The sequence below is a fragment of the Sphingobium sp. MI1205 genome (assembly GCF_001563285.1).
Classification (GTDB): domain Bacteria; phylum Pseudomonadota; class Alphaproteobacteria; order Sphingomonadales; family Sphingomonadaceae; genus Sphingobium.
On record NZ_CP005191.1, the window covers coordinates 63,327 to 81,123 of the forward strand.

18 protein-coding genes and 1 pseudogene are annotated in these 17,797 nt (G+C 63.8%); 5 read left to right on the forward strand and 14 right to left on the reverse strand.

From position 1 onward, the window contains the following. The first annotated feature begins 78 nt into the window (after positions 1-78). A complete protein-coding gene (locus K663_RS21065; RefSeq protein ID WP_020818480.1) occupies positions 79-678 on the forward strand; it encodes a hypothetical protein in 600 nt (199 codons plus the stop codon). A 20-nt stretch (positions 679-698) separates the two neighbouring features. On the opposite strand, the gene K663_RS21070 is transcribed toward K663_RS21065, so the two are convergent. Then, complete coding sequence (locus K663_RS21070; protein ID WP_020818479.1) at positions 699-1,562, reverse strand: nucleotidyl transferase AbiEii/AbiGii toxin family protein; 864 nt, start codon at positions 1,560-1,562, stop codon at positions 699-701. Next, positions 1,555-2,229 (reverse strand): type IV toxin-antitoxin system AbiEi family antitoxin domain-containing protein, encoded by a 675-nt coding sequence (locus tag K663_RS21075; protein WP_020818478.1) that lies wholly within the window; start codon positions 2,227-2,229, stop codon positions 1,555-1,557. The genes K663_RS21070 and K663_RS21075 overlap by 8 nt, the downstream gene beginning before the upstream one ends. Before the next feature lie 132 nt (positions 2,230-2,361). Here K663_RS21075 and K663_RS23590 point away from each other — a divergent pair. Both K663_RS23590 and K663_RS21085 read left to right on the forward strand, forming a co-directional pair. Continuing rightward, positions 2,362-2,663: pseudogene (locus K663_RS23590) on the forward strand (ribbon-helix-helix domain-containing protein). Positions 2,664-3,037: 374 nt separating this feature from the next. Next, on the forward strand, positions 3,038-4,237 hold the full coding sequence (locus K663_RS21085) for a tyrosine-type recombinase/integrase (protein WP_020818477.1): 1,200 nt from the start codon (positions 3,038-3,040) through the stop codon (positions 4,235-4,237). A gap of 20 nt (positions 4,238-4,257) precedes the next feature. Here the strand turns inward: K663_RS21085 and K663_RS21090 are convergent, their stop codons facing one another. The 5 genes from K663_RS21090 to K663_RS21110 all read right to left on the reverse strand — a co-directional run bounded on the left by K663_RS21090 (position 4,258) and on the right by K663_RS21110 (position 10,890). Further along, positions 4,258-4,911, reverse strand: coding sequence for a hypothetical protein (locus tag K663_RS21090; RefSeq protein WP_020818476.1), 654 nt, complete (start codon positions 4,909-4,911; stop codon positions 4,258-4,260). Positions 4,912-4,982: 71 nt separating this feature from the next. Further along, positions 4,983-5,183 (reverse strand): hypothetical protein, encoded by a 201-nt coding sequence (locus K663_RS21095; RefSeq protein WP_020818475.1) that lies wholly within the window; start codon positions 5,181-5,183, stop codon positions 4,983-4,985. A gap of 49 nt (positions 5,184-5,232) precedes the next feature. Continuing rightward, a complete protein-coding gene (gene mobF / locus K663_RS21100) occupies positions 5,233-8,304 on the reverse strand; it encodes a MobF family relaxase (protein WP_020818474.1) in 3,072 nt (1,023 codons plus the stop codon). After that, positions 8,304-10,610, reverse strand: a complete 2,307-nt coding sequence (locus tag K663_RS21105; RefSeq protein WP_020818473.1) for a type IV secretion system DNA-binding domain-containing protein — start codon at positions 10,608-10,610, stop codon at positions 8,304-8,306. The genes mobF and K663_RS21105 overlap by 1 nt, the downstream gene beginning before the upstream one ends. Beyond that, on the reverse strand, positions 10,600-10,890 hold the full coding sequence (locus K663_RS21110) for a hypothetical protein (RefSeq protein ID WP_025160433.1): 291 nt from the start codon (positions 10,888-10,890) through the stop codon (positions 10,600-10,602). The genes K663_RS21105 and K663_RS21110 overlap by 11 nt, the downstream gene beginning before the upstream one ends. Before the next feature lie 554 nt (positions 10,891-11,444). Between K663_RS21110 and K663_RS21115 the strand changes: the two genes are divergently transcribed. Continuing rightward, complete coding sequence (locus K663_RS21115; RefSeq protein WP_020818471.1) at positions 11,445-11,663, forward strand: hypothetical protein; 219 nt, start codon at positions 11,445-11,447, stop codon at positions 11,661-11,663. 119 nt (positions 11,664-11,782) lie between these two features. On the opposite strand, the gene K663_RS21120 is transcribed toward K663_RS21115, so the two are convergent. Further along, positions 11,783-12,007 carry a hypothetical protein gene (locus K663_RS21120; RefSeq protein WP_020818470.1) on the reverse strand — a complete coding sequence of 75 codons (225 nt, stop codon included), beginning with the start codon at positions 12,005-12,007 and terminating at the stop codon, positions 11,783-11,785. A 366-nt stretch (positions 12,008-12,373) separates the two neighbouring features. After that, positions 12,374-12,865, reverse strand: coding sequence for a hypothetical protein (locus K663_RS21125; protein WP_020818469.1), 492 nt, complete (start codon positions 12,863-12,865; stop codon positions 12,374-12,376). A gap of 595 nt (positions 12,866-13,460) precedes the next feature. On the opposite strand from K663_RS21125, the gene K663_RS21130 reads away from it, so the two are divergent. Further along, positions 13,461-13,724 carry a hypothetical protein gene (locus K663_RS21130; RefSeq protein WP_015460598.1) on the forward strand — a complete coding sequence of 88 codons (264 nt, stop codon included), beginning with the start codon at positions 13,461-13,463 and terminating at the stop codon, positions 13,722-13,724. A 2-nt stretch (positions 13,725-13,726) separates the two neighbouring features. On the opposite strand, the gene K663_RS21135 is transcribed toward K663_RS21130, so the two are convergent. From K663_RS21135 to K663_RS21155, 5 genes are all read right to left on the reverse strand, one after another. Continuing rightward, positions 13,727-14,293: a hypothetical protein gene (locus K663_RS21135; RefSeq protein WP_020818468.1), complete on the reverse strand. Its 567-nt coding sequence runs from the start codon at positions 14,291-14,293 to the stop codon at positions 13,727-13,729. Between the two features lie 181 nt (positions 14,294-14,474). Further along, positions 14,475-15,473 (reverse strand): DUF2493 domain-containing protein, encoded by a 999-nt coding sequence (locus K663_RS21140; protein ID WP_020818467.1) that lies wholly within the window; start codon positions 15,471-15,473, stop codon positions 14,475-14,477. 670 nt (positions 15,474-16,143) lie between these two features. Continuing rightward, positions 16,144-16,746 (reverse strand): hypothetical protein, encoded by a 603-nt coding sequence (locus tag K663_RS21145; protein ID WP_020818466.1) that lies wholly within the window; start codon positions 16,744-16,746, stop codon positions 16,144-16,146. A gap of 32 nt (positions 16,747-16,778) precedes the next feature. Further along, positions 16,779-17,108, reverse strand: coding sequence for a hypothetical protein (locus K663_RS21150; RefSeq protein WP_020818465.1), 330 nt, complete (start codon positions 17,106-17,108; stop codon positions 16,779-16,781). A gap of 53 nt (positions 17,109-17,161) precedes the next feature. Next, positions 17,162-17,491: a single-stranded DNA-binding protein gene (locus K663_RS21155; protein WP_007015553.1), complete on the reverse strand. Its 330-nt coding sequence runs from the start codon at positions 17,489-17,491 to the stop codon at positions 17,162-17,164. Between the last annotated feature and the right edge of the window lie 306 nt (positions 17,492-17,797).

Here is a 17,797-nt window from a genome sequence, read left to right on the forward strand (position 1 = left end):
TGGCAAAATCGCCAAATGACCGTCTTTGTGAGTAATTGGGGGATTCACATGAGTCTAACTTTGTGCTTGATTCGTTCCATGTTTCAGCAGGACCTTTTCGCACCTCCGCCCGCCCGCCGGACAATCGGAATACCCGATATCGTCCGCACGATCGCCGAACATTCAGCGCGTCCGCGCTACACCTTCATGGTGCTCGACCTTATTTCGCGGGTCGCCCGGGCGAATGGGCAGGCCGGGCCGCTCGTGCGCGATGGCGAGGCTCTGGTACCGATCCGTGAATGGCTGGCGACCGCGATCGCGCCGAGCGGGGCGCGGTACCATCAGCGTCGCGCGACCGCCGGCAAGGTGCGGGCGGCGCTCGCCGCGAAGGGCGAGCTGCCGGCCGACACGGCTGAAGCTGAACGGATCGTGGAAGCGCAAGTCAGCGAGCGCATTCGGGATACGGGCATGACGGCGATCAGCCGGGCCGTGTCCGAGCTGGTGCGGGCGGGTCTTATCGAACGCCACTATCAGGGTTTCCTGGTGGATCATGAGAACCGCGGGGCGCAGCGACATGCGGTCTATACGATAACGCCCGCCGTCCGGGCCGCGCTGCATCCCAACGTCGCCACGAGTGAGCATCAGCGAGACTTCTACATTCGCGGAATGCACGGCCAGCCTCGCGCGGCGGTGTCATGATAGCGCTGGAGGTTTGCCGCTCAAGCGTGACCAGAAGTCGACGTCAGTTTTTCCAGTTTGGCGAGGAAAAAGCGCTCACTCCACAGATCAAGCGACCTGAGTTCGGCCGGCCGCAGGAAACGCCGCACGTCGTCAGCGGCGGCCTTCCAGTCGATCTTCGCAATCGTGCTGCCCAGCGCTTCGTTCAGCCAGGGCATGTCGACGGCGATGTGATTATCTCCCGCCCAGGGACCGGCCTGGATGAGGGCATTGCGCAGGAGGGCCAGATTGAGCGTTACTCCCTTGGCGACATACCAGGAGAAATCGAACCAGTCCCGACCCTTGAGGAAACCCCGGCATAGCAAGGCATGAATCTTGAGAGCGAAATTGGACGGCAGATCCTGGTGCCGAACTTCGTGGTCCGCTGGAAAATCGAGATAGCTGGACGCCTCGCCCGAACCCGCAGGTGGGTTGACGTCGATCTCTAGCTTGATCCGGATCGTCTTTGGCTTACCAGCGCCCGCAAAAGACAGGTCGAGTTGGCTCGCGATGGAATCGTTCTTGATCAGCGCCTGGCGGATAGCCGTGTCCATCTTCGCCCTGGGCAGAGCATCGAGCTTCAGCCCGAACTGGCCGAACACCTCGATCAGGGTCTTGAGATAAGGCGTCCAGTCGAAGTCTGGGTCGGCCTGGCGCAGCAGGAAGTCGAGATCTTCCGAGAAGCGCGGTAGGCTGTTCAGGATGCGCAGGGACGTGCCGCCCTGGAATAGCGCGACGTCGAAGAAGTCGCCGCGCCAAAGGGCATAGAGCGCGATTTCCTGGAGGATTTCCTTGACCGCATTCTCTTCCTCTAGCGCATTGGCGGGATCGTAGCGGCGCAGTTTCTCCTGGATGATGTCAATCATGTGCTGAGCGGACCTTCCTGGCCATGACAGTGCTTTCGAGCGCGGCGAGGAAGCTGTTCACGGCCTTGTGCTTGTAGACCGGTTTCAGCTTGGCGAAATCCTTCCGTCGGAGCCCGAGGAGCATGTCCTCGTCGATCCGCATGCCATGGGTCAGCCACTCGATGCCCGCCCACTGCTGCTTGCGCAGGGCAACGAGGTCCAACAAGGCCCGCAGCGGCTGTGCGACGAAGGCGATGAGCTTGCCCATCTGCACGCGATCGACGCCGGCCAGGAACTGATAATCCGCGATAGCGAGCGGATGAAAGCTGAACGTGCCGAAGTCTGTCGTTTCAAAGCGGAGCGTTTTGCGGCCAGGCGTCACTCCCGCGGTCACAAAGACCGCTTCGGGGATCCAGCCATGATGGGCGAGCGCGCTTTCGAAAGAGACATAGCTACCCGGCATCAGACCTTGCGCAATGGCGAAGGGATGGATGGTTTCGGCCCGATAGCGCTTAGCCAGCAGGTAGGTGCCGCGCTTCACGCGGAGCAGGGAACCATCCTTGAGCGCCCGATTGACCAGGCCGTAGCGCCGGGCGTCTCCGCCGCCCAGCAGATTGCCGAGCTGGCGTTCGCTGAGGATATGATCGGCCAGACCCGCTGCCGTGATCTGTTGCGCCAGGGAGGACATGAAATTCCCGATACTTCCAATGTATGAAAGTTTCCAGAATTTTCTGACGAAGGGCGGGAAGCAGCGGAGGCACCCAGCATTGCTTAGTCTGCCCTTGATCCTGTCCAGAATATCAAACAGGAGGTTATCGCCATGAGCAAGCCTGTTACGCTCAATGTTCGGATCAGGGGCGCACTAGGCGATTTCGTCATGGCACATGTCGGCGCCGAAGGCTCCTACGAAAATGTCAGCGAATATGTCCGCGACCTCATCCGCCGGGACAAGGAACGGCTCAAGCCGAGCAGTTTGGTCGCCTCAAGGCAGAGCTTACGCAGGCATTCAATGCGCCGGAGGGCGGCTGGGCGAAATTTATGCCTGTACGCGACCGCTGGGGCGAGGCCCAAGGCGGATGCCTACATTCGCGGCCTCTTCGACTGCTTCGATCGGATCGCTAGGCGCGAAACGCGATGGCGCGCCATTCCGGCAGAATTCGGGGTCGAGGGCTTTTTCGGCCGCCATGAGCATCACTATGTCTTTTGGCGTTTCTGTCGGATGGATCCGTCGGGCATCGTGACCGTCCTGCACGCGCGTCGATATCGCGCTCTGATCAGCATTATCGGAAAAGCTTGTAAAACAGCCCCAAAAACCGCCCTCCCCGCGCGATCTGTCACTTACCATAATTGATCGTTATGGTAAGAACAAGTGCGCGGAAACAGCAGGGAAGGGCCAAAATGACGATCGCGAAAATGGCAGCGAAATCACGCGGCACAAATGTGCCGCGCCTTGTGCCGCATGAGCACAATGCCCGGCGCAAGGGCGCGTAGCAACGATGGCCGAAAAACCCGCCAGCCGTTCCGACGCCGAAATCGTGGTGGTCCGGACCAACGATGCCGCGCTGCCGACGCGATCGCCAAACGCGGATCCCGAGACCGTCGACATGCGGCTGCTGCGCACGATCGCCAGCATCGTTCCAGCGGATCTGCCGCCGATCAGCCAACTCGGACTCGAGACGACGCTGGCGGCCATGGCCGACGCGACAAAGGCGGCGATCGCCGCCGATCTCGACTGCTGGAGCGGCTGGTGCGGTGAGGAAGGCCGCTCACCGCTGCCCGCCGATCCCGAAGATCTGGTTCGCTATGTGAATGCGCTCGATGGCAGGGGCAAGAAGCCCGCGACGCTCGCGCGCCGGATCGCTAGCCTCGGCACGGTCCACCGCATGATGGGATTGGCGGGCGAAGCCGCGCCTACCGACGCACCGATGGTGCGCGCGGCGCTCAAGGCCGTCCGCAGGCGCAGAGGAGCCTTGCAGCGCCAGGCAGCGCCATTGCGGCTCGGCAAGGCACTGGACAGCCATGTCACCAAGGGATTCACCCTCGCTGCGCTTCTCGATGCCTGCGGCGGCGACCTGCAGGGGCTGCGCGACGCTGCCCTGCTATCGCTCGGATATGACGCGGGGCTGCGCGTAAGCGAACTCACGGTGGTCGAAGCTGTGCATATCGATCCCCAGCAGGATGGTTCGGCGACGCTGTTCATCCCCTTCTCCAAGACCGACCAGGAAGGCGAAGGCGCCTGGGCATGGCTGTCGGCCGAGACCATGCGGCGGGTCGGCGCCTGGCTGGAAGCGAGCGGTATCGAGGAAGGCCCCCTGTTCCGCAGGGTCGGAGTCGATCGGCGGCGCGTACGCGCCAGCGATTCTGAAACGGCGCTCGCCCGAACGACCTATTCCATCGGAACGGCGCCGCTGACACGCCAGGGCGTCAACGGCATCTACCGACGCGTCGCGCTTGCAGCATTCGAACTGGGATTGGTGAGTCTCCCCGCCAGCGAGTTGACCGCCGCGGTGCAGGCATTGTCCACTCACTCCCTTCGCGTCGGCCTGACCCAGGACCTTTTTGCTGCCGGAGAGGACGGCGCGGGAATAGCCCAGGCGCTGCGCTGGAGCTCGCCCGCTACGGCATTACGCTATGGCCGCAAGCTCGCGGTTCGCAGCAATGTCGCCGCCCGGGTCCTATCGCGCGTGCGCCGCTGACCACACTTACGCGTCCGGAATCACAGAGCTTCGGGGCGCGACAACATCATACGCGTTTTGAGATTGCCATCGGGCCTCCGATGAAGGTCAATGATGTGGCCGGCCCGAGGTGCAAAGATCATGAGTTCAGCGGCTGTCTCGTAGGATGTATTCGACCCGAAATAGCGCACCGGTCCGTGCCACTTCTGACCTTCGATGAGCCGGAGCCGGAATGTGCCCTGCGGCACCGGCACGCGAATCCGGTCATTTTTCGAGACATAGATCGAAATGGCGTGTCGGCCGGTGGTCGGGTCGATGAGCTGCACGACGGCATTGCTGTCCGCCGTCTCGACGGTGAGGAAGCTGCTAACGGGTTCGTGCATCGCCCAACTCGCCACAGTTACCGACCCTGATTCCGGAAATGGCATCGCCGCCTCGCGATCCGGCAGCCAGCCCGCCCGTTGAGCTTCGCCGTAGAGGGGGATCAGAATGAGGAGGAGGCTCAGGGCAAAGGGAATATATCGAACAGGGCTGGAACGCCTGGAGCCCCGCCAGCGTCCGCGTTGATAGTCGAAGCTTCGAATGGCCGGGTCGAACCAGGCGCCCTCCACGCGCCCGGCTCGGTCATTCCAGCGCGTGCTTCCGCTCCGCGCGCGCTGCCGCTCGCGCATATAGTCTCGATCGTCGATGCCCATGCGCGGTTATCCTCCGATTGCCCGAGGGGGCGCGTCGCCGCGGCGCTGAGTGAATTCCATGACCGCCTCCTTCAGCCCCACCCATCCCGCCGGCCTTCGCCATTGTCGCGCAGGTTGCGCCCGTCGAGCGCCGATCGGCGGATGCTGAGCTCCACTTCCCCGCCTTTGCGGGTGATCTGCACATCGCGCGGATCGAGATTGTTGCGCCTGGCATAATCGTCAGCCGCCTTCTCGCTGCCGAACTTGCCGGCCTGCTCAAATTCCCATGCCATCGTTTCGTCTCCTTCCTTTCGCCCCCGGCGCCGCGCCGGCGGCTTCATGCTACAAATCGAGGCCGAGGCTGCGCTCGGGCAGCGGCGGCAATTGTTCCGCCCGGTCGGGCTTCGGTTCGGGCTTCGCTGCCTGGTCCTTTCCGACCGGCGCTGCGGCGCCGGCGTCAGGGAGCGGGGGCAGGTCGTCAGGCAGCGGCGGGAGATCGGACAGGTCGACGCCGTCGATCGGGCCGGGATTGAAATCCTCGCGCGCCTTCGCGCCCTTGGCCATGTTCCCATCTATGTCGAGGCGGCCGACGGTTTCGAGCGAAGAGGTCTTGTTGCCCGGGTTCATGTCGAGCTGCCGTGCCAGCTTCTCCTTGTCGTCAACGATCATCGTCAGGCCGTCGCGCACGCGCGTCACGAGGACATTGAACAGGCGCTGGTTGGACAGGAAACGCTCGAATGAGGACATGACGCCGATCGCCCTGTCGGTTGTGATGCCTTGCGCCATATGCATGTTCAGCGAGTAGGCGAGGTCGAGGCGCGAGAGCATCGGATCGCCCATCGGCAGGGTCAGTTGCTCCTTGCCCGCCGTCTCTACCGTGACGCCGGAGCCGTCGACGCTCACCACCCGGGCGAGGGTGGCGTTGTGAAGCCCGCGGCCCTTGTCGTTCGCGGTCCAGCGGATGCGGTCGCCCTCGTGGATATCGAGCGGCTTTTTCTCGGAGAGCTGGAGCCGGTCCCGCTGCTCTGCCGGCGACAGCTTCTGCGGATCGAAGCGGATCCTGCGCCGTCCGTCTGCGAGGTCGACCTTGCCACTGGCATGGACCTTGAGGACATCGTATCGCCCGGCCTGGATGCCGACATCCTGCGCCCCGCCCCGACCCACCTCGAGGGTCTGGCCGGGGCGATAGGTCGACGCATAGCGCAATTCCTCGCGCGTCGTATTCACTCGATCATAGACTGTGAGCTGGAGCGCCTCGCCCTTGACGCTTCCTTCGGCGATCAATCCGGCTTGAATGCGCTTGTTGATAGTCTCGCGCGCGTCTCTGCCTGATGCGAATACGGCGGTCGCCTCACGCTCTTCCGGTGAAAGGCCGAGCCAACTATCGGCCGCGGCGGCGGCCGGATCCTTCTCTTCCACGATATGCTCGCCGAGCACCTTCATGGCGGCGCCCGCCTTTCCCACGTTCGCGAGTTCGGCGACAACCTTCAGCTTCTGCTGCTCTTCGGTTAGCGGCTGGCCCGGCTTCCCGATGCGGATATTCTGGGTCATCCGCACCATCGTCGCGCCGGCAGCCTGGATCATGGCGAAGGCCTTGCCCCAGTCGATCGAGGAGAGCTGCTGCCTGTCGCCGACGAGGACGAGCTTGTCGACGCCCATCGCCGCGCTGATCTGGTGAAGCTTCAGCATATCGCTTGCCGAGACCATCGAGGTCTCGTCCACGAGGAGCATGGTGCCGGCGAGCCTTTCCCGCGCCGCTTCATAGCGCGGCGTGTTCCGTTCGGCGATGAAGCGCTCGTGGGCGAGGACAAAGGAGGCGATCGTCTGGGCCTGGATGCCGGCGCCCTCGGCGAGATCGCCGACCATTTTGTTCTGGAACGCGAGACCCCGGATCGTACGGCCTTCGGCCTCCGCGACGCGCGAGACCGCCTGCAGCATCGTGGACTTGCCCGTGCCCGCCTTTCCCTGGATCGTGATCGTGCGATCGTCAGAGGAGAGGATCAGGGTCGCGGCGGCAAGCTGCCCGGGATTGAGTGGATGCTCCGCGACTGCCTGAAGGCGCGCGGGCGCGTCGGCAGCAGACAGGACGGGATTTGCGGCGCCATTGCCTTCCTTCACCAGGTCGAGGATCTTCTCCTCGATGCGCAGCGCCTCCTGGGTCGTCACCATCTTGCCGTCGCGGTCCGTGGCATGGGCAGTTCCCATCACGATCTGCCGATTCTGGACGAGCTGATCGATCCGGCGCTCGACGCTTTCGACGGTGACGCCTTTGAGACCGAGATCGAGCGCAGTCTTCGACACCATATGAAGCGGCCAGGCCGCCTCGCGTTCGGACAGGATGCGGACGGCCGATGCGACCGCGAGTTGCGTGCGGGCCTCTTCGGGTGACTTGACCGCGCGCGCGAGCGCATGGTCGACTAACGGGTCGTGTGGGCGAAGGAAATCGCCGAGCCGGCTGCGCGCGAGATCGATGGCATCGACGATCGCGCGATAGCCGCGCTCGAGCGGCCCGACCGCGGTCATCATGCCAGCACGCGCTTCCGCGGCCGCGCGCAGGTCCTTTCCGTCGAAACCGAGCGCAGCGGCCCGCTCGATCCAGCTTTGCCTGAGCGCGCCGCGATCCTCGACGTCGAGCTTGGGATCGCGGGTATTGATCGTGATCTGGTCGCGGCCCTTGTGGGATGTTATGCCGGTTTCGGCCGCCTTGTTGAGAATGTCCTCGCGCCGTTGGCTGAACTCCTCACGCGCGGCCTTTGGCACGCCGACGATCTCGAAGGTTCCGTGCTTGCCGCGAAGCTCTACAGTGTAGCCGATCTTCTCGAGCGCCGTCCGCAGGTAGCTGTGGTAAATCGCGCCGATGATGCTGTTGTGGCTCCAGATCTTGTCGGCGTGAAGGGCTTGCCACTTGCCATCGGGCATCTGCGTCATGTTGCCGATCACAGCGTGAATATGGCCCTGCGGATCGAGCGCCCGGCTGGTATCGTGCTGGAAGAGCGCATAGACGAGATTGCCGGTCTGGACCGGAACCTTGCGGCCGTCGACGTCGCGCCGGCCTTCGGCAAGGTTCTTTTCGACCCAGGCCATCGTCTGCTTGACGGCCGCCATGTTGGCGGAGAGCACGCGCTTGTCGCCGGCGACATAGGCCATCACCGACGCGGACTTCGGCATCGAAAAGGTAAGGTCGAGGCCGTGCCGGCGGTTCTCGACCTGGGCGACCCCTTCCCCGCTCGGCAGGAACCCGTTTAGAATCCCTTCGAAGGCGTCCTTCGACACCTCGCCAGAGAGACCAGCGATGTCGGCCCCTTCCCCTGCCCAGGCGCTGACCTCGGACGAATCCTCGACGGTGTAATAGTCGTCCTTCGCGAAATAATTCGCGGACCCGGCGGCCGAGCGGATCGGGGCGACGGAGAGCATCAGATGCCCATATCGAGATCGTTGTCGTCACGGCCGGCCGAGAAGTCCTGACGCAGTTCGGCGAGCGTCTGATCCTCGACCTGGGGCGTCCCCTGACCCTGCCGATGGCCATCGCTCCGATCGTCGCGATCCCGCGCCGCAACAGCCTGCTCGTCTGATCGGGCCGGTGCCGCGGGCGCCTTTTCGGCGCTTTCACCCTTTACCGATCCCTGATCACCGCGGTCGTCCGTGCCCTGCGCCGCCCGTGCCGCCGCGTTCCCCTCTTCTTCTGCTTCCGCCGACAATATCCCGGCGGCCAAATCCCGCGCGAGATTGGGAGATTCCAGAATCTCGTCGATCACCAGCAACGAGCCGTCCCGCCCGCCGGCTTCCCCTGCCCCATCCTCCTCGAACGCCCCTTCTCCGCGCCTTGATCGAACGGGTTGAACATTGGCGCGAGGCATGAAGCCCTCGGCGACAACGGGGTATCGTTTCCATTCGAGCTTGATCCGTCCTGCGGGGAATCCGTCCGGATATTTGACATATCCGTGAAGCGCCGGAAGGTTGGTGATGTCGTCGGGAAGGACAAGCGGTTCGACCTGCTTTCGCGGAGTCAGCGTCGAAGCGTCGCGCGTGTTGTTATAGCCGTAAGAATAGGCCTCATCCATCTGGCGAACCTCACGGTTTCCGATGTAGAGGGAGCATTCTTCGGCGGTCTTATATTCGCCGGTGGCGAGGATCAGCTTGGTGCGTGCTAGCGAAGCAAGATTTCGAGCGCCTTCTTCGCCGTAGACCTCGACGAGCTTCGGAAAGCTGTGGAGGCCGAGGAGCATTGCTCCGCCAAAATTGCGTGCGGTCTGAAGTCCCTTCTCGATGGCCGGCAGACGGTGGAGCGCGGCGAGTTCGTCGAACACGAACCAGGTGCGCAGACTGTTCGTCCGCGGCATCGACATGAGGCTCGTGATGGACAGGTTCGTCCAGAGCGTCAGGAGCGGACGGTTCAGCTCCAGGTCCTCATAATCGGAGGTGATGAAGAGGATGGCGCCGGGCCTTTTGTCGGCCGTCATCCACCTGCGAATGGAGTAAGGCTCGCCCTCGTCGGGGAGGAACCGCAGGACCTGCGCATTGGTATTGAAGACAGCCCGGATCGATTCCGCCATCCGTGCAGCTTCCGGGGCGGTCAGCGGGTCCGCGATTGTGTTGGCCAGATAGCGGTGCACGCGCTTCAGGTCGGCCGTCATCAGATTGTCGGAGAGAGCGAGATTGGTCGTTTGGCCGCGCTCGCGGAGCTTGATGCACATTTCGATGAAGAGAGTGCGCGCGGCGAGCGCCCAGAAGGGCTCGGACGATCCGCCGTCGGACGGAACGAGAGAGGCAGCCGCTGCCGTGAAATGACTGTAGCTCGTGCAGTCGTTGAAGATGGTCCAGGCGGGACAGCGCTGGTCCATCGGGTTGAGGATCGTGTCGCGTTCCGGGTCGTAGAACGCTTCGACGTAGGCGCCCGTGAGGTCGAAAACGACGGCGTTGTCCTGGCGCTGGCGCATCTGCACAATCAGATCGCGAAGCTGTGTCGTTTTCCCGGCGCCGGTCGTTCCGAATAGCATCGCATGCGACTGCTCGAGCCGATGGGGGAAAGGGATGTCGGCGAGCTTGTAGGGATGGTGGATTCCGGCTGCCTTGCGCACGGCGAAGGGAAGCGCGAGGACGTCCCGCGGCGACTTCCCGGGAAAGAGTTCGACCGCCTCGGTTTCGAACTTCTCGCGATTATATTCATTGATCTCGTTGAGAAGGATATCGTGGTCGACAAGCATGGCGCCGCGTTCATGCCGTTCCTGAAGGATCGCGCGGCCGCGTCGATGCGAGATGTCGATGAACCAAATGGTCAACGGAATGGTGATGAAGGCCGAGATGAGGAACGCGCCCAACAGTCCTCTCATGGCGACGGTCCATGCCCTGATCACCTCGGGGATGTAGGGGACTGCCGGCATCACGGTGCGAAGGACGTCTCCGCTGGGAAGCGTGACGTTGACGCGCTTGTTCGGATCGAGGTCGATCCAGTTCCACAAGGCCGAATAGAGCTTCATTCCGATGAGCTGGACGCCGTGCTCGTCGAGCTTCACGGCGAGGATGAGGCAGAAGGCTATGAGGAAGACAAAAAACCATAGCAGGAAGGGCAGCTTCGCGCCCGAGAACCACATCAGCATCTCGTGCGTGAGGAGCTGGCTTCCGCGCGTGAAATTGCCTGAGTTGCGCTGCACATTTCCGCGCGCGCTGTGATGAATGAGGGGGATGTTGCGCCCGTTCGATCGAATGTCCTTACGCGCCATGGTAGGTCTCCAGACGCTTGTCGGTTTCAGCGAGGATGCGATCGCGATATTCGGGGAATTGCTCGCGGATGATGATGTCGAGAGCGAGGTGCTGAAACTCGTTGATCCGCGCGAGCCGCCGCTGGCTTCCAGCGAGAATCTGGCCGGCTCCAAGGAAGGCGTCGACCGCGTGCCGGATGAGGTCTGAGGCGGTGCATTCGCGCTCGGCCGCGATCGCGACTAGACGGTCATATTTGCTGCGGTCGAGCCTGACCGTGCAATGCTTGTTGGGGGTCATCAAAACCAGGCCTCCTAGCAGGGAGGCTGGTGGGGTCTCAGAAACCTGCCCGTCTTATAGTTCAGCCATGCCCGCATGGCAAGAATTCTCGATCTGGCGAGCGGCCCGTGTTCTCGCGTAACACACTGAAATGCCCGCAAAATAGCGGTTTGCGTGTGGGCGCCACATGCGTCCCACAGGCGAACACGCGCGGTTTTCGCCTCATCTTCTTGAAAACGCGAAGAAAGCTCCTGCACCCTGGTGCGTAGGGTGTGCTGCTCTGTACCAGGGCAGATCTCCACCCTCGGGTCGTCATGTGACACAGATGGTCTGGGATGAAAAATGCCTTCGGCGGGGCGCCTCGCCGTCCTTTGGACGGAACGGCGTGCAAGGCGTGATTACGCGAAGCGAGACTGCCAGTCTGCGCGTCTTAGCGTTGTGAACGACGCTGATGGGATTTGTTTGCACGAGGAAAAGTGCACCGAAAAACATCGGCGACGTTCCGCTTTCGAGGCCGGTCGCGAGAGGCTATAGTGTCGCGGTTCATAGCCCGATCAGCGTGAACCAAGAGGCCCTTCATGGCACGCACATTGGAACAGGAAAGAGCCGCGATCGAAAAGGATGTCCGCAAGCTCGAAGAGCGGCGGCAAAGACTGGAAGAGAAGGAACGCGAGGCAGCCATTCAGGCCATCGAGAAGACCGGTCTTCTCAAACTCGAGACAAAGCGGCTGGGGAACCTTCTCGGCCGGATTCGGAGCCTCGGGATAGACGAAGTGGAAAAGCGCCTGACGGCGTGAACAGCCCCCGCCGCGAGCATGCTCGCGGCACGGACATGGAGGGCTCGATGCCCTCCATGTCCGTTCTGACCCCACAGCAAAAAAAGGGAGAGGCGCAGACGCGCCCCTCCCCATCTGTCTCAGAATTCGTCAAGCCGTCCGCCCGGCACGCTGTGGACGATCCGGTCTATGATCGTCATCGGCAGCGCGCCGTAATCGCCCTCGTCGATGGTGATGTAGCCGGCCTCCTCGTCCGCCACGACATGCTGGTCGAAGTAGCTGTGAAGCGCGCGGCGTTCGGCATTCGCGATGGCGGCGAAGAAGGCGGCGTTGTCGGCGGCGGCGCTGGTCGAGATGATCTGCATGATAGGCTCCTGTCGGTCTTGAATGACAGGAGCGGCGCGTCGGGCGGCCGAGGCCGGGTCAAGGATCGCGAAGCGACCGCGTGAGCGGCGGTGGGGGTCACGATTTTCTTCGGCGGCCGCCAACGCCGAAGGAGAAGCGCCGCGCTCGATCCGCCGAAGAAAATGGTGGGGCCCCACCGTCCTTGAGGCGGTCTCGGCCGTCCGACATAATGGGAAGTCTGTGAGAGATGTTTCCCCTCGTCGGGACGCTGCGGCAAGGCGTAGCGGCGTGCGGACCGACGGGTCCGCGCGGCACGCGAGCGAGCCGGAACGAGTTCGGCGATGGATGAGAAGAAGGGGCCGAGCGGATACCCGGCCCCGATGTCGTCAGGGATGCCGGCCGCAATGGCAAAAATGCTCATCGATGCCGCTGATCGAGCATAGGCCTGGACCGAAGCCGGCCGCCATGACCTCGGTATCGGCGATATAGCCAAGCTCGCTGGCGATCGTGATTGCCTGGGGCCGGAGCACCGGATCGAGCTTGTCGATGGCAGGCCCGAGCGCTTCTGTGAACCAGCGTTCGTACATTTGGTAGCTTCCTCCGGCGGTCTGGCGCATCATGGCTTTCGAAACGCGGCCCGCCTCGTCCCGAAACTGGGCCAGACTATCTGATTGGGCGGCTGCCGACAGCGGGTCATCTTGCGGAATGTGCGGCTGTGGTGGGCGGTGTTCGGCCGCGACCTGGTATGCCCTGCAGCAGTTCGAACAGCGGGCGCATTCATCGACCTCGTCATATTGCTCAGGATCGTAGAGCGTCGCGCAGTACGGGCAGATCGGAGCGTTGAACAGCGCCCGGAGATCGTCGGAAAGGTTGTCCATAAGAGCCTCCATCAGAATGATGCCGTGCTCCCCATCTCTCATCGATGAGGATGGGCTCAGCGGGACGCGGTGTTGAGGCGGTCAGGGACGGCATGGCCGCCGCGAAGCGGGCAGCGGGGGAACCGATTTTGTTGCCGGGTAGCGCAGCGGAGCGGCGGCAAAATCGGGGGGACCGCTGATCCTTGACGGCCGAGGAACACCCAGCGTCATGCTATGGCGATGAAGCCCCGTCTGATGCCGAGATGTGCGAACGCGTGCTTGCCTCCTGCCCGGCAAGTCGAGCGGGTAACCCGGCAGTAAATCCCCGGCGCTACTCCGGCGAACGGGGTGCCGCTTGGTTGGTCCTCGTCGCTGTGCTAGGCGCTTCGGCGTGCTGCAAAAACGGCAGCGCCGGGGCTTAAGAACCCTGTCGAGAACGGCACACGGTGTGATTTCACGCCGGGGTGCCTGCGCATATGTCCAGGAGCCTCGGCTCTAAAAGCGTAGGCGCATGTCTCGACGTGTTCTTAAGCCCCGGCTCCCGCGCCTTCGCGCGGGAGCGTTGGGCGGGAATGGCTCTCTCGTTTCCGCCTCGGCGGAGGCGAGGGGAAGTCGGATGATCAAGCCGGAAGATTTGGAGGCATCGGATCGACATTTCGTGGAGCAGGTCATGCTATCGATCCGAATGCTGCGCGGCGAAATTGGGCAAGGCGATGGTGGCGATGCGAGGATGCAGCGCGCTTATGCGCTGGTCTTGATGCGCGAGGCTCTGGGCGTGCTCGATTCGATCCGGGACACCAATTGCACCCCGCATTTGCAGATGGCGATCGACCGATTGCTGGGCGGCCCTCGCAATGATCTGTCGCGGGAAATTCATTGAAATCAGGCCCAGGCGAGGCGGGCGTCGTCCGTTCCATCGGCGCTATCCGCCAGACGCTTCAGCCGGGGCAGATACTGTTCGACGCCAAAGCGCATCGCGCGCCGTGACGTAGCCGGGTCGGCAATGCGCTCCCTGAGCTGGGAAAGGGCGATCTCTCCTACGCTCTCGGCGTCCACGCCCAAGGCTTCGAGAAGCGCATAGGCGTTGCCATAGGCAAGATCGAGTTCAAGCCCGCTATCGGATGTAAGCGCGACCCTCATGGTTATTTCGGCCGAGTTGGCGCAGTGGTGAACGCAGACCCGGCGGGCACGAAACTGCGCTTCCTCGACCACGCTGATCACCGCCGGATCATGGTCGAAGATGGCCGTCACCGTGGCCAGCGCGAGCGGGCAGACCCGGACCTCGAAACTGTCGCCGATGATGTCGTCGGGTTCGATGAGCGCGGTGCCGATTCGGTCGCCTTCGGCGCGAAGGATGCGGCGCAGCGCGGCGAGTTGGCGGGCAGTGATGACGGCAACCGGCGCGAGGGTGTCGTCGGCAGGAACGGCGATGCGAAAGAGGATGGACATGACTTTGTCTCCTTGGGCAAACCGCCACCCTTTCATCCCCCTTTTCTCTGGACGCGGCTTGATGCCGCATGGCGTTCGCCCCGGCGGAGCGCGGGGGTTCGATGCCCCCGCGCTCCGCATGTCGCGCGCAAAAGGAAGAGAGAGGCCCCGGCGGATGCCGGAGCCTCTCTCGGGCGCGGGCTCAGGCCCAGCGCTGCTGACGCTGCGGTGCCGGGCGCGGGGCCTGCTGGTCCAGCTTCACGACATGGAGCGGAACGCCGGCCTGCCGCAGCTTCTGCGCGAGGTTCATCTGGATGCCCGACCCCTCGCAGATGACCGCTTCGACCGGCTTGAGCGCCAGCAGGCGATCGTTGCGGACGAAGGCGGCCTTGGCGCCGAGACGGCGATCCAGCCGGAACAGGATGACCTTCACGCCGCGCGCTGCCGCCCAGGCCTGGGCGATCGCGTCGCAGCCTTTGGTCTGCGCGGTGGTCGCGAGGATCATTTCCGGCACGCGGGCCTTGATGGAGTCGAGACCGCGCCAGAGCATCTCGTGATCGTCCCAGACCTGACCGCCGGAGAAGGCGACGACGGGACCTTCGGGCGCGAACTGTTCGCGGCGCTCGCGGGCGCGCTCGGCGAGATAGTTGCGGGCATCGATCATCGAGGCGGTGACCCCGCTCGACACCCGGCTGCCGCGGGTCGGCGAGTAGGGACGGCCAGTCTCGACGCGATAGACTTCGGCGGCATGGTCGCGCATGCATTCCATCGCATCGCGGCACCCCTGCAGTGTCTGGCACAGCAGCTGCGCCTCCTCGAGCTGCGAGGCGTAGATCTCGCTCGGATCGAAGCTGCGGGCGAGATCTCCGAGCTCCTTGGCCGCGTCGTCCTCGCGGTCGCTGAGACGCTTGGCGACGACATGGAAGCTGTTGACGAAGCCCCAGGCGAGGTCGCTCGCGAAAGGCTCGAGCCGCGTGTCGCGAAACACGTCGAACAGCGTCGCCATCACCATTTCCACCGCTGCGCGGGCTTGCTCGGGATCGGGCATCTCGCGTTGCTCGGTCTCGTCGACGGGCGACAGCTTGGCGCGTTCGTCGTGCTCGATGAAAGCACCCTCGTAGATCGAACTCTGGCCGTGATGGCCGGTTTCGCCGGCGATGAAGCTGGCGAGGTCGGCGAAGTTCGTGAAAGACTTGGTCATGTGAGCCTCCATGGCGTTTTTGCTGTCTCATCCCCTCGGATGAGACCTGACTCAGGGCATGCGGTGGTCAGGGAGGTCAGGCACGTTAACCGGGAAGCCGGCCACAGGCCGGACCCCGGTTAACGCCGCGCCAGCGGGGAGTGGGGGAACCGATTTTGTCGGGGTTGCCGGGACGCGTCAGCGGCGCGGCGGCGCCGTCAAAATTGGGGGGGACCGCTCATGCTCGACGGACCGCCAACCCCGCATGCCACACTAGGCAGACACAAGAGAGGAATAGGGGTGTAAAACCTCACCGGCGAGAACAACCGCAAGCGGGATCGTAACCCGGACGGGCGGAGACGAGGCTCAGGCCTCGGCTCCGTGAGGTTAGCCGGGGACCGCGCGCATGCGCGGGCGGCGGCTTAGCGAATAGAGCCCCGGTCCCGTCCTTCTGCCCTGGCGAAGGACGGGATGCGCCAACCATCCATGCAACCGCCCCATCCCCATGTTGCGCCATGCCGCAATCGGGAGCGCAGCGCCCCGAGATCAGGCATATGGGCAATATCCTGCGAGCCAATGCGCTCATGCCGGCAGGAACTTCGGCATCGCGGCTTCCGCCGTGCGAGGGGTGGTCACGCCGGCGCCCGGGACATGGCTGGCACCCGTCCCGGACATTCGACGTCGGCAGCGATCAGACGGGGCCGATCCAGTCCGCGGCCTCACGCCACCCAAGGATGTCGCTGCCACTGTCGGAGACGGCGTCGTTCGAAATGTCGCGCCACGGCGAGCGCGGCCGATAGGTCGGCATGTATCGAGCGGTCATCAGCTCAAAGGTGGCGCAGCTATAGCCGCTGAGGCGAATGGCAAGCACCGGCTGATTCTCCGAAGGAAGATCGAAGAAGACCGAGGTGAAGCCGGACGGAAGCGGCCGGATCGTCGCATCGATCATCGTGCGCGCCAACCGAAGCTCGAGTTCGCCGGCATCGCTGCCCCAGGGATGCGCGTCGATGTCATACAGATCGACGCTCCCGGCGGCGCGCACACAGGAGAATTCGCCCGACCAGCAACGGCTGTCCGGGTGCAGGGCCGTGACCTCGGCGGGAAGACCGGCATCGCCGGTCTCCGAGCGAAGCCAGTCGGCGAGGGCCGGCGTGAGCCGGCCCGAGAGCTTGCGCGCGCGAACCGGCGCCGCGTCGAGTTCGGGAAACTCGACGAGCCACCAGGCGAGGCGGTGATGGAGAAGGACGCCGTAGCAATGCTGTACGGCGGGTCTGGGGGCGGGCTGTGTGGCCATGAGCGGAATCCTTGCTTGAGCGGAAGGACGGGTCAGTGAACTGACCCGTCATGCGCGAAGATGGCATCGGGGCTGATCAGCTGGTGCTCGCCGGCGACCAGCGACCAGGCCGCGGCGAGGTCGTCGTAATATTCGCTGTCGACGATCGCATCGGCACTCGCTTCGCCGAACTGGGCTTGTTCGAACGCGCGGACGTGGGCCGCGTCGGCGGCTTCGGCAATCGCCTGGGCGAGGCGTGCGGCGATCTCGTAGCGGTTGAGGCGGTCTGCCGCACGCCGGATGCGGTCGACCATGGCGGGGTTCGTGGTCTCGATGCCGTGGGCAATGCCGGCGATCTCATCGAAGGTGGCGAGATGGAACATTGTGCTCTCCGTGGAAATGAGGAGGGCGGCCGCTGACGGCCGCCCGTCAGGGATCAGAGGAACTCGATTTCCTCGGCGACGATGTCGGTGTTGTAGTAGGTGCGCCCATCGCGCTCGTTGCGGCTGTAGCGGATCTCGCCGACGACCATCAGCTTGTCGCCTTTCTTCTTGTGGTTGGCGACCGACTTGCCGAGGCCGTTGAAGGCCTTCACCGTGTGGAACTCGTCGTAGGTCTCGGTGTAGCCGTTGTCGTCCTTCTGGACCTGGCCGTCCTTGATCACCGGCTTGGAGGTGACGAGGCTGAAGCTGACGCCGCCCTTGCTGTCGGTGCCGAAGCGGCTGATGTCAGAGGTGATGCGGCCTGAGAGAAAAACCTTGTTCATGGTCGTGTACCTTTCGCGTGTCCGTCAGCGGGCCGACCCCGCTGGGATGAACAGTCGCGAAAGCCCGTGAACGAGGGAGCGCCGCACCGGAGCGCCAGCGACGGGGAACCTGCGATTTTTCGGGTGGTGCGGGCAGAGGCCGCCAGGCCTCAACACGGCCGCAAAATCGGGGGTTGCGACGGTCCCGCACGGGCGTAGCGTTCATCCCGACAAGCGGGTGGCCGGATGGCGGACAGGAGACGGGGACGCACCGACTGTGGAAGGCTCGATCCCGGCCGCTTGCCCTCAACCAGCGCGGCCGATGGC

Coding starts and splice junctions, on each gene's coding strand:
- K663_RS21135 (WP_020818468.1), bottom strand. CDS start 14,293: ATGTCCATCCTCTTTCGCATCGCCGTTCCTGCCGACGACACCCTCGCG.
- K663_RS21140 (WP_020818467.1), bottom strand. CDS start 15,473: ATGACCAAGTCTTTCACGAACTTCGCCGACCTCGCCAGCTTCATCGCC.
- K663_RS21090 (WP_020818476.1), bottom strand. CDS start 4,911: ATGGGCATCGACGATCGAGACTATATGCGCGAGCGGCAGCGCGCGCGG.
- K663_RS21155 (WP_007015553.1), bottom strand. CDS start 17,491: ATGAACAAGGTTTTTCTCTCAGGCCGCATCACCTCTGACATCAGCCGC.
- K663_RS21115 (WP_020818471.1), top strand. CDS start 11,445: ATGGCACGCACATTGGAACAGGAAAGAGCCGCGATCGAAAAGGATGTC.
- K663_RS21150 (WP_020818465.1), bottom strand. CDS start 17,108: ATGTTCCATCTCGCCACCTTCGATGAGATCGCCGGCATTGCCCACGGC.
- K663_RS21070 (WP_020818479.1), bottom strand. CDS start 1,562: ATGATTGACATCATCCAGGAGAAACTGCGCCGCTACGATCCCGCCAAT.
- K663_RS21145 (WP_020818466.1), bottom strand. CDS start 16,746: ATGGCCACACAGCCCGCCCCCAGACCCGCCGTACAGCATTGCTACGGC.
- K663_RS21105 (WP_020818473.1), bottom strand. CDS start 10,610: ATGGCGCGTAAGGACATTCGATCGAACGGGCGCAACATCCCCCTCATT.
- K663_RS21125 (WP_020818469.1), bottom strand. CDS start 12,865: ATGGACAACCTTTCCGACGATCTCCGGGCGCTGTTCAACGCTCCGATC.
- K663_RS21120 (WP_020818470.1), bottom strand. CDS start 12,007: ATGCAGATCATCTCGACCAGCGCCGCCGCCGACAACGCCGCCTTCTTC.
- K663_RS21075 (WP_020818478.1), bottom strand. CDS start 2,229: ATGTCCTCCCTGGCGCAACAGATCACGGCAGCGGGTCTGGCCGATCAT.
- K663_RS21085 (WP_020818477.1), top strand. CDS start 3,038: ATGGCCGAAAAACCCGCCAGCCGTTCCGACGCCGAAATCGTGGTGGTC.
- K663_RS21130 (WP_015460598.1), top strand. CDS start 13,461: ATGATCAAGCCGGAAGATTTGGAGGCATCGGATCGACATTTCGTGGAG.
- K663_RS21065 (WP_020818480.1), top strand. CDS start 79: ATGTTTCAGCAGGACCTTTTCGCACCTCCGCCCGCCCGCCGGACAATC.
- mobF (WP_020818474.1), bottom strand. CDS start 8,304: ATGCTCTCCGTCGCCCCGATCCGCTCGGCCGCCGGGTCCGCGAATTAT.
- K663_RS21095 (WP_020818475.1), bottom strand. CDS start 5,183: ATGGCATGGGAATTTGAGCAGGCCGGCAAGTTCGGCAGCGAGAAGGCG.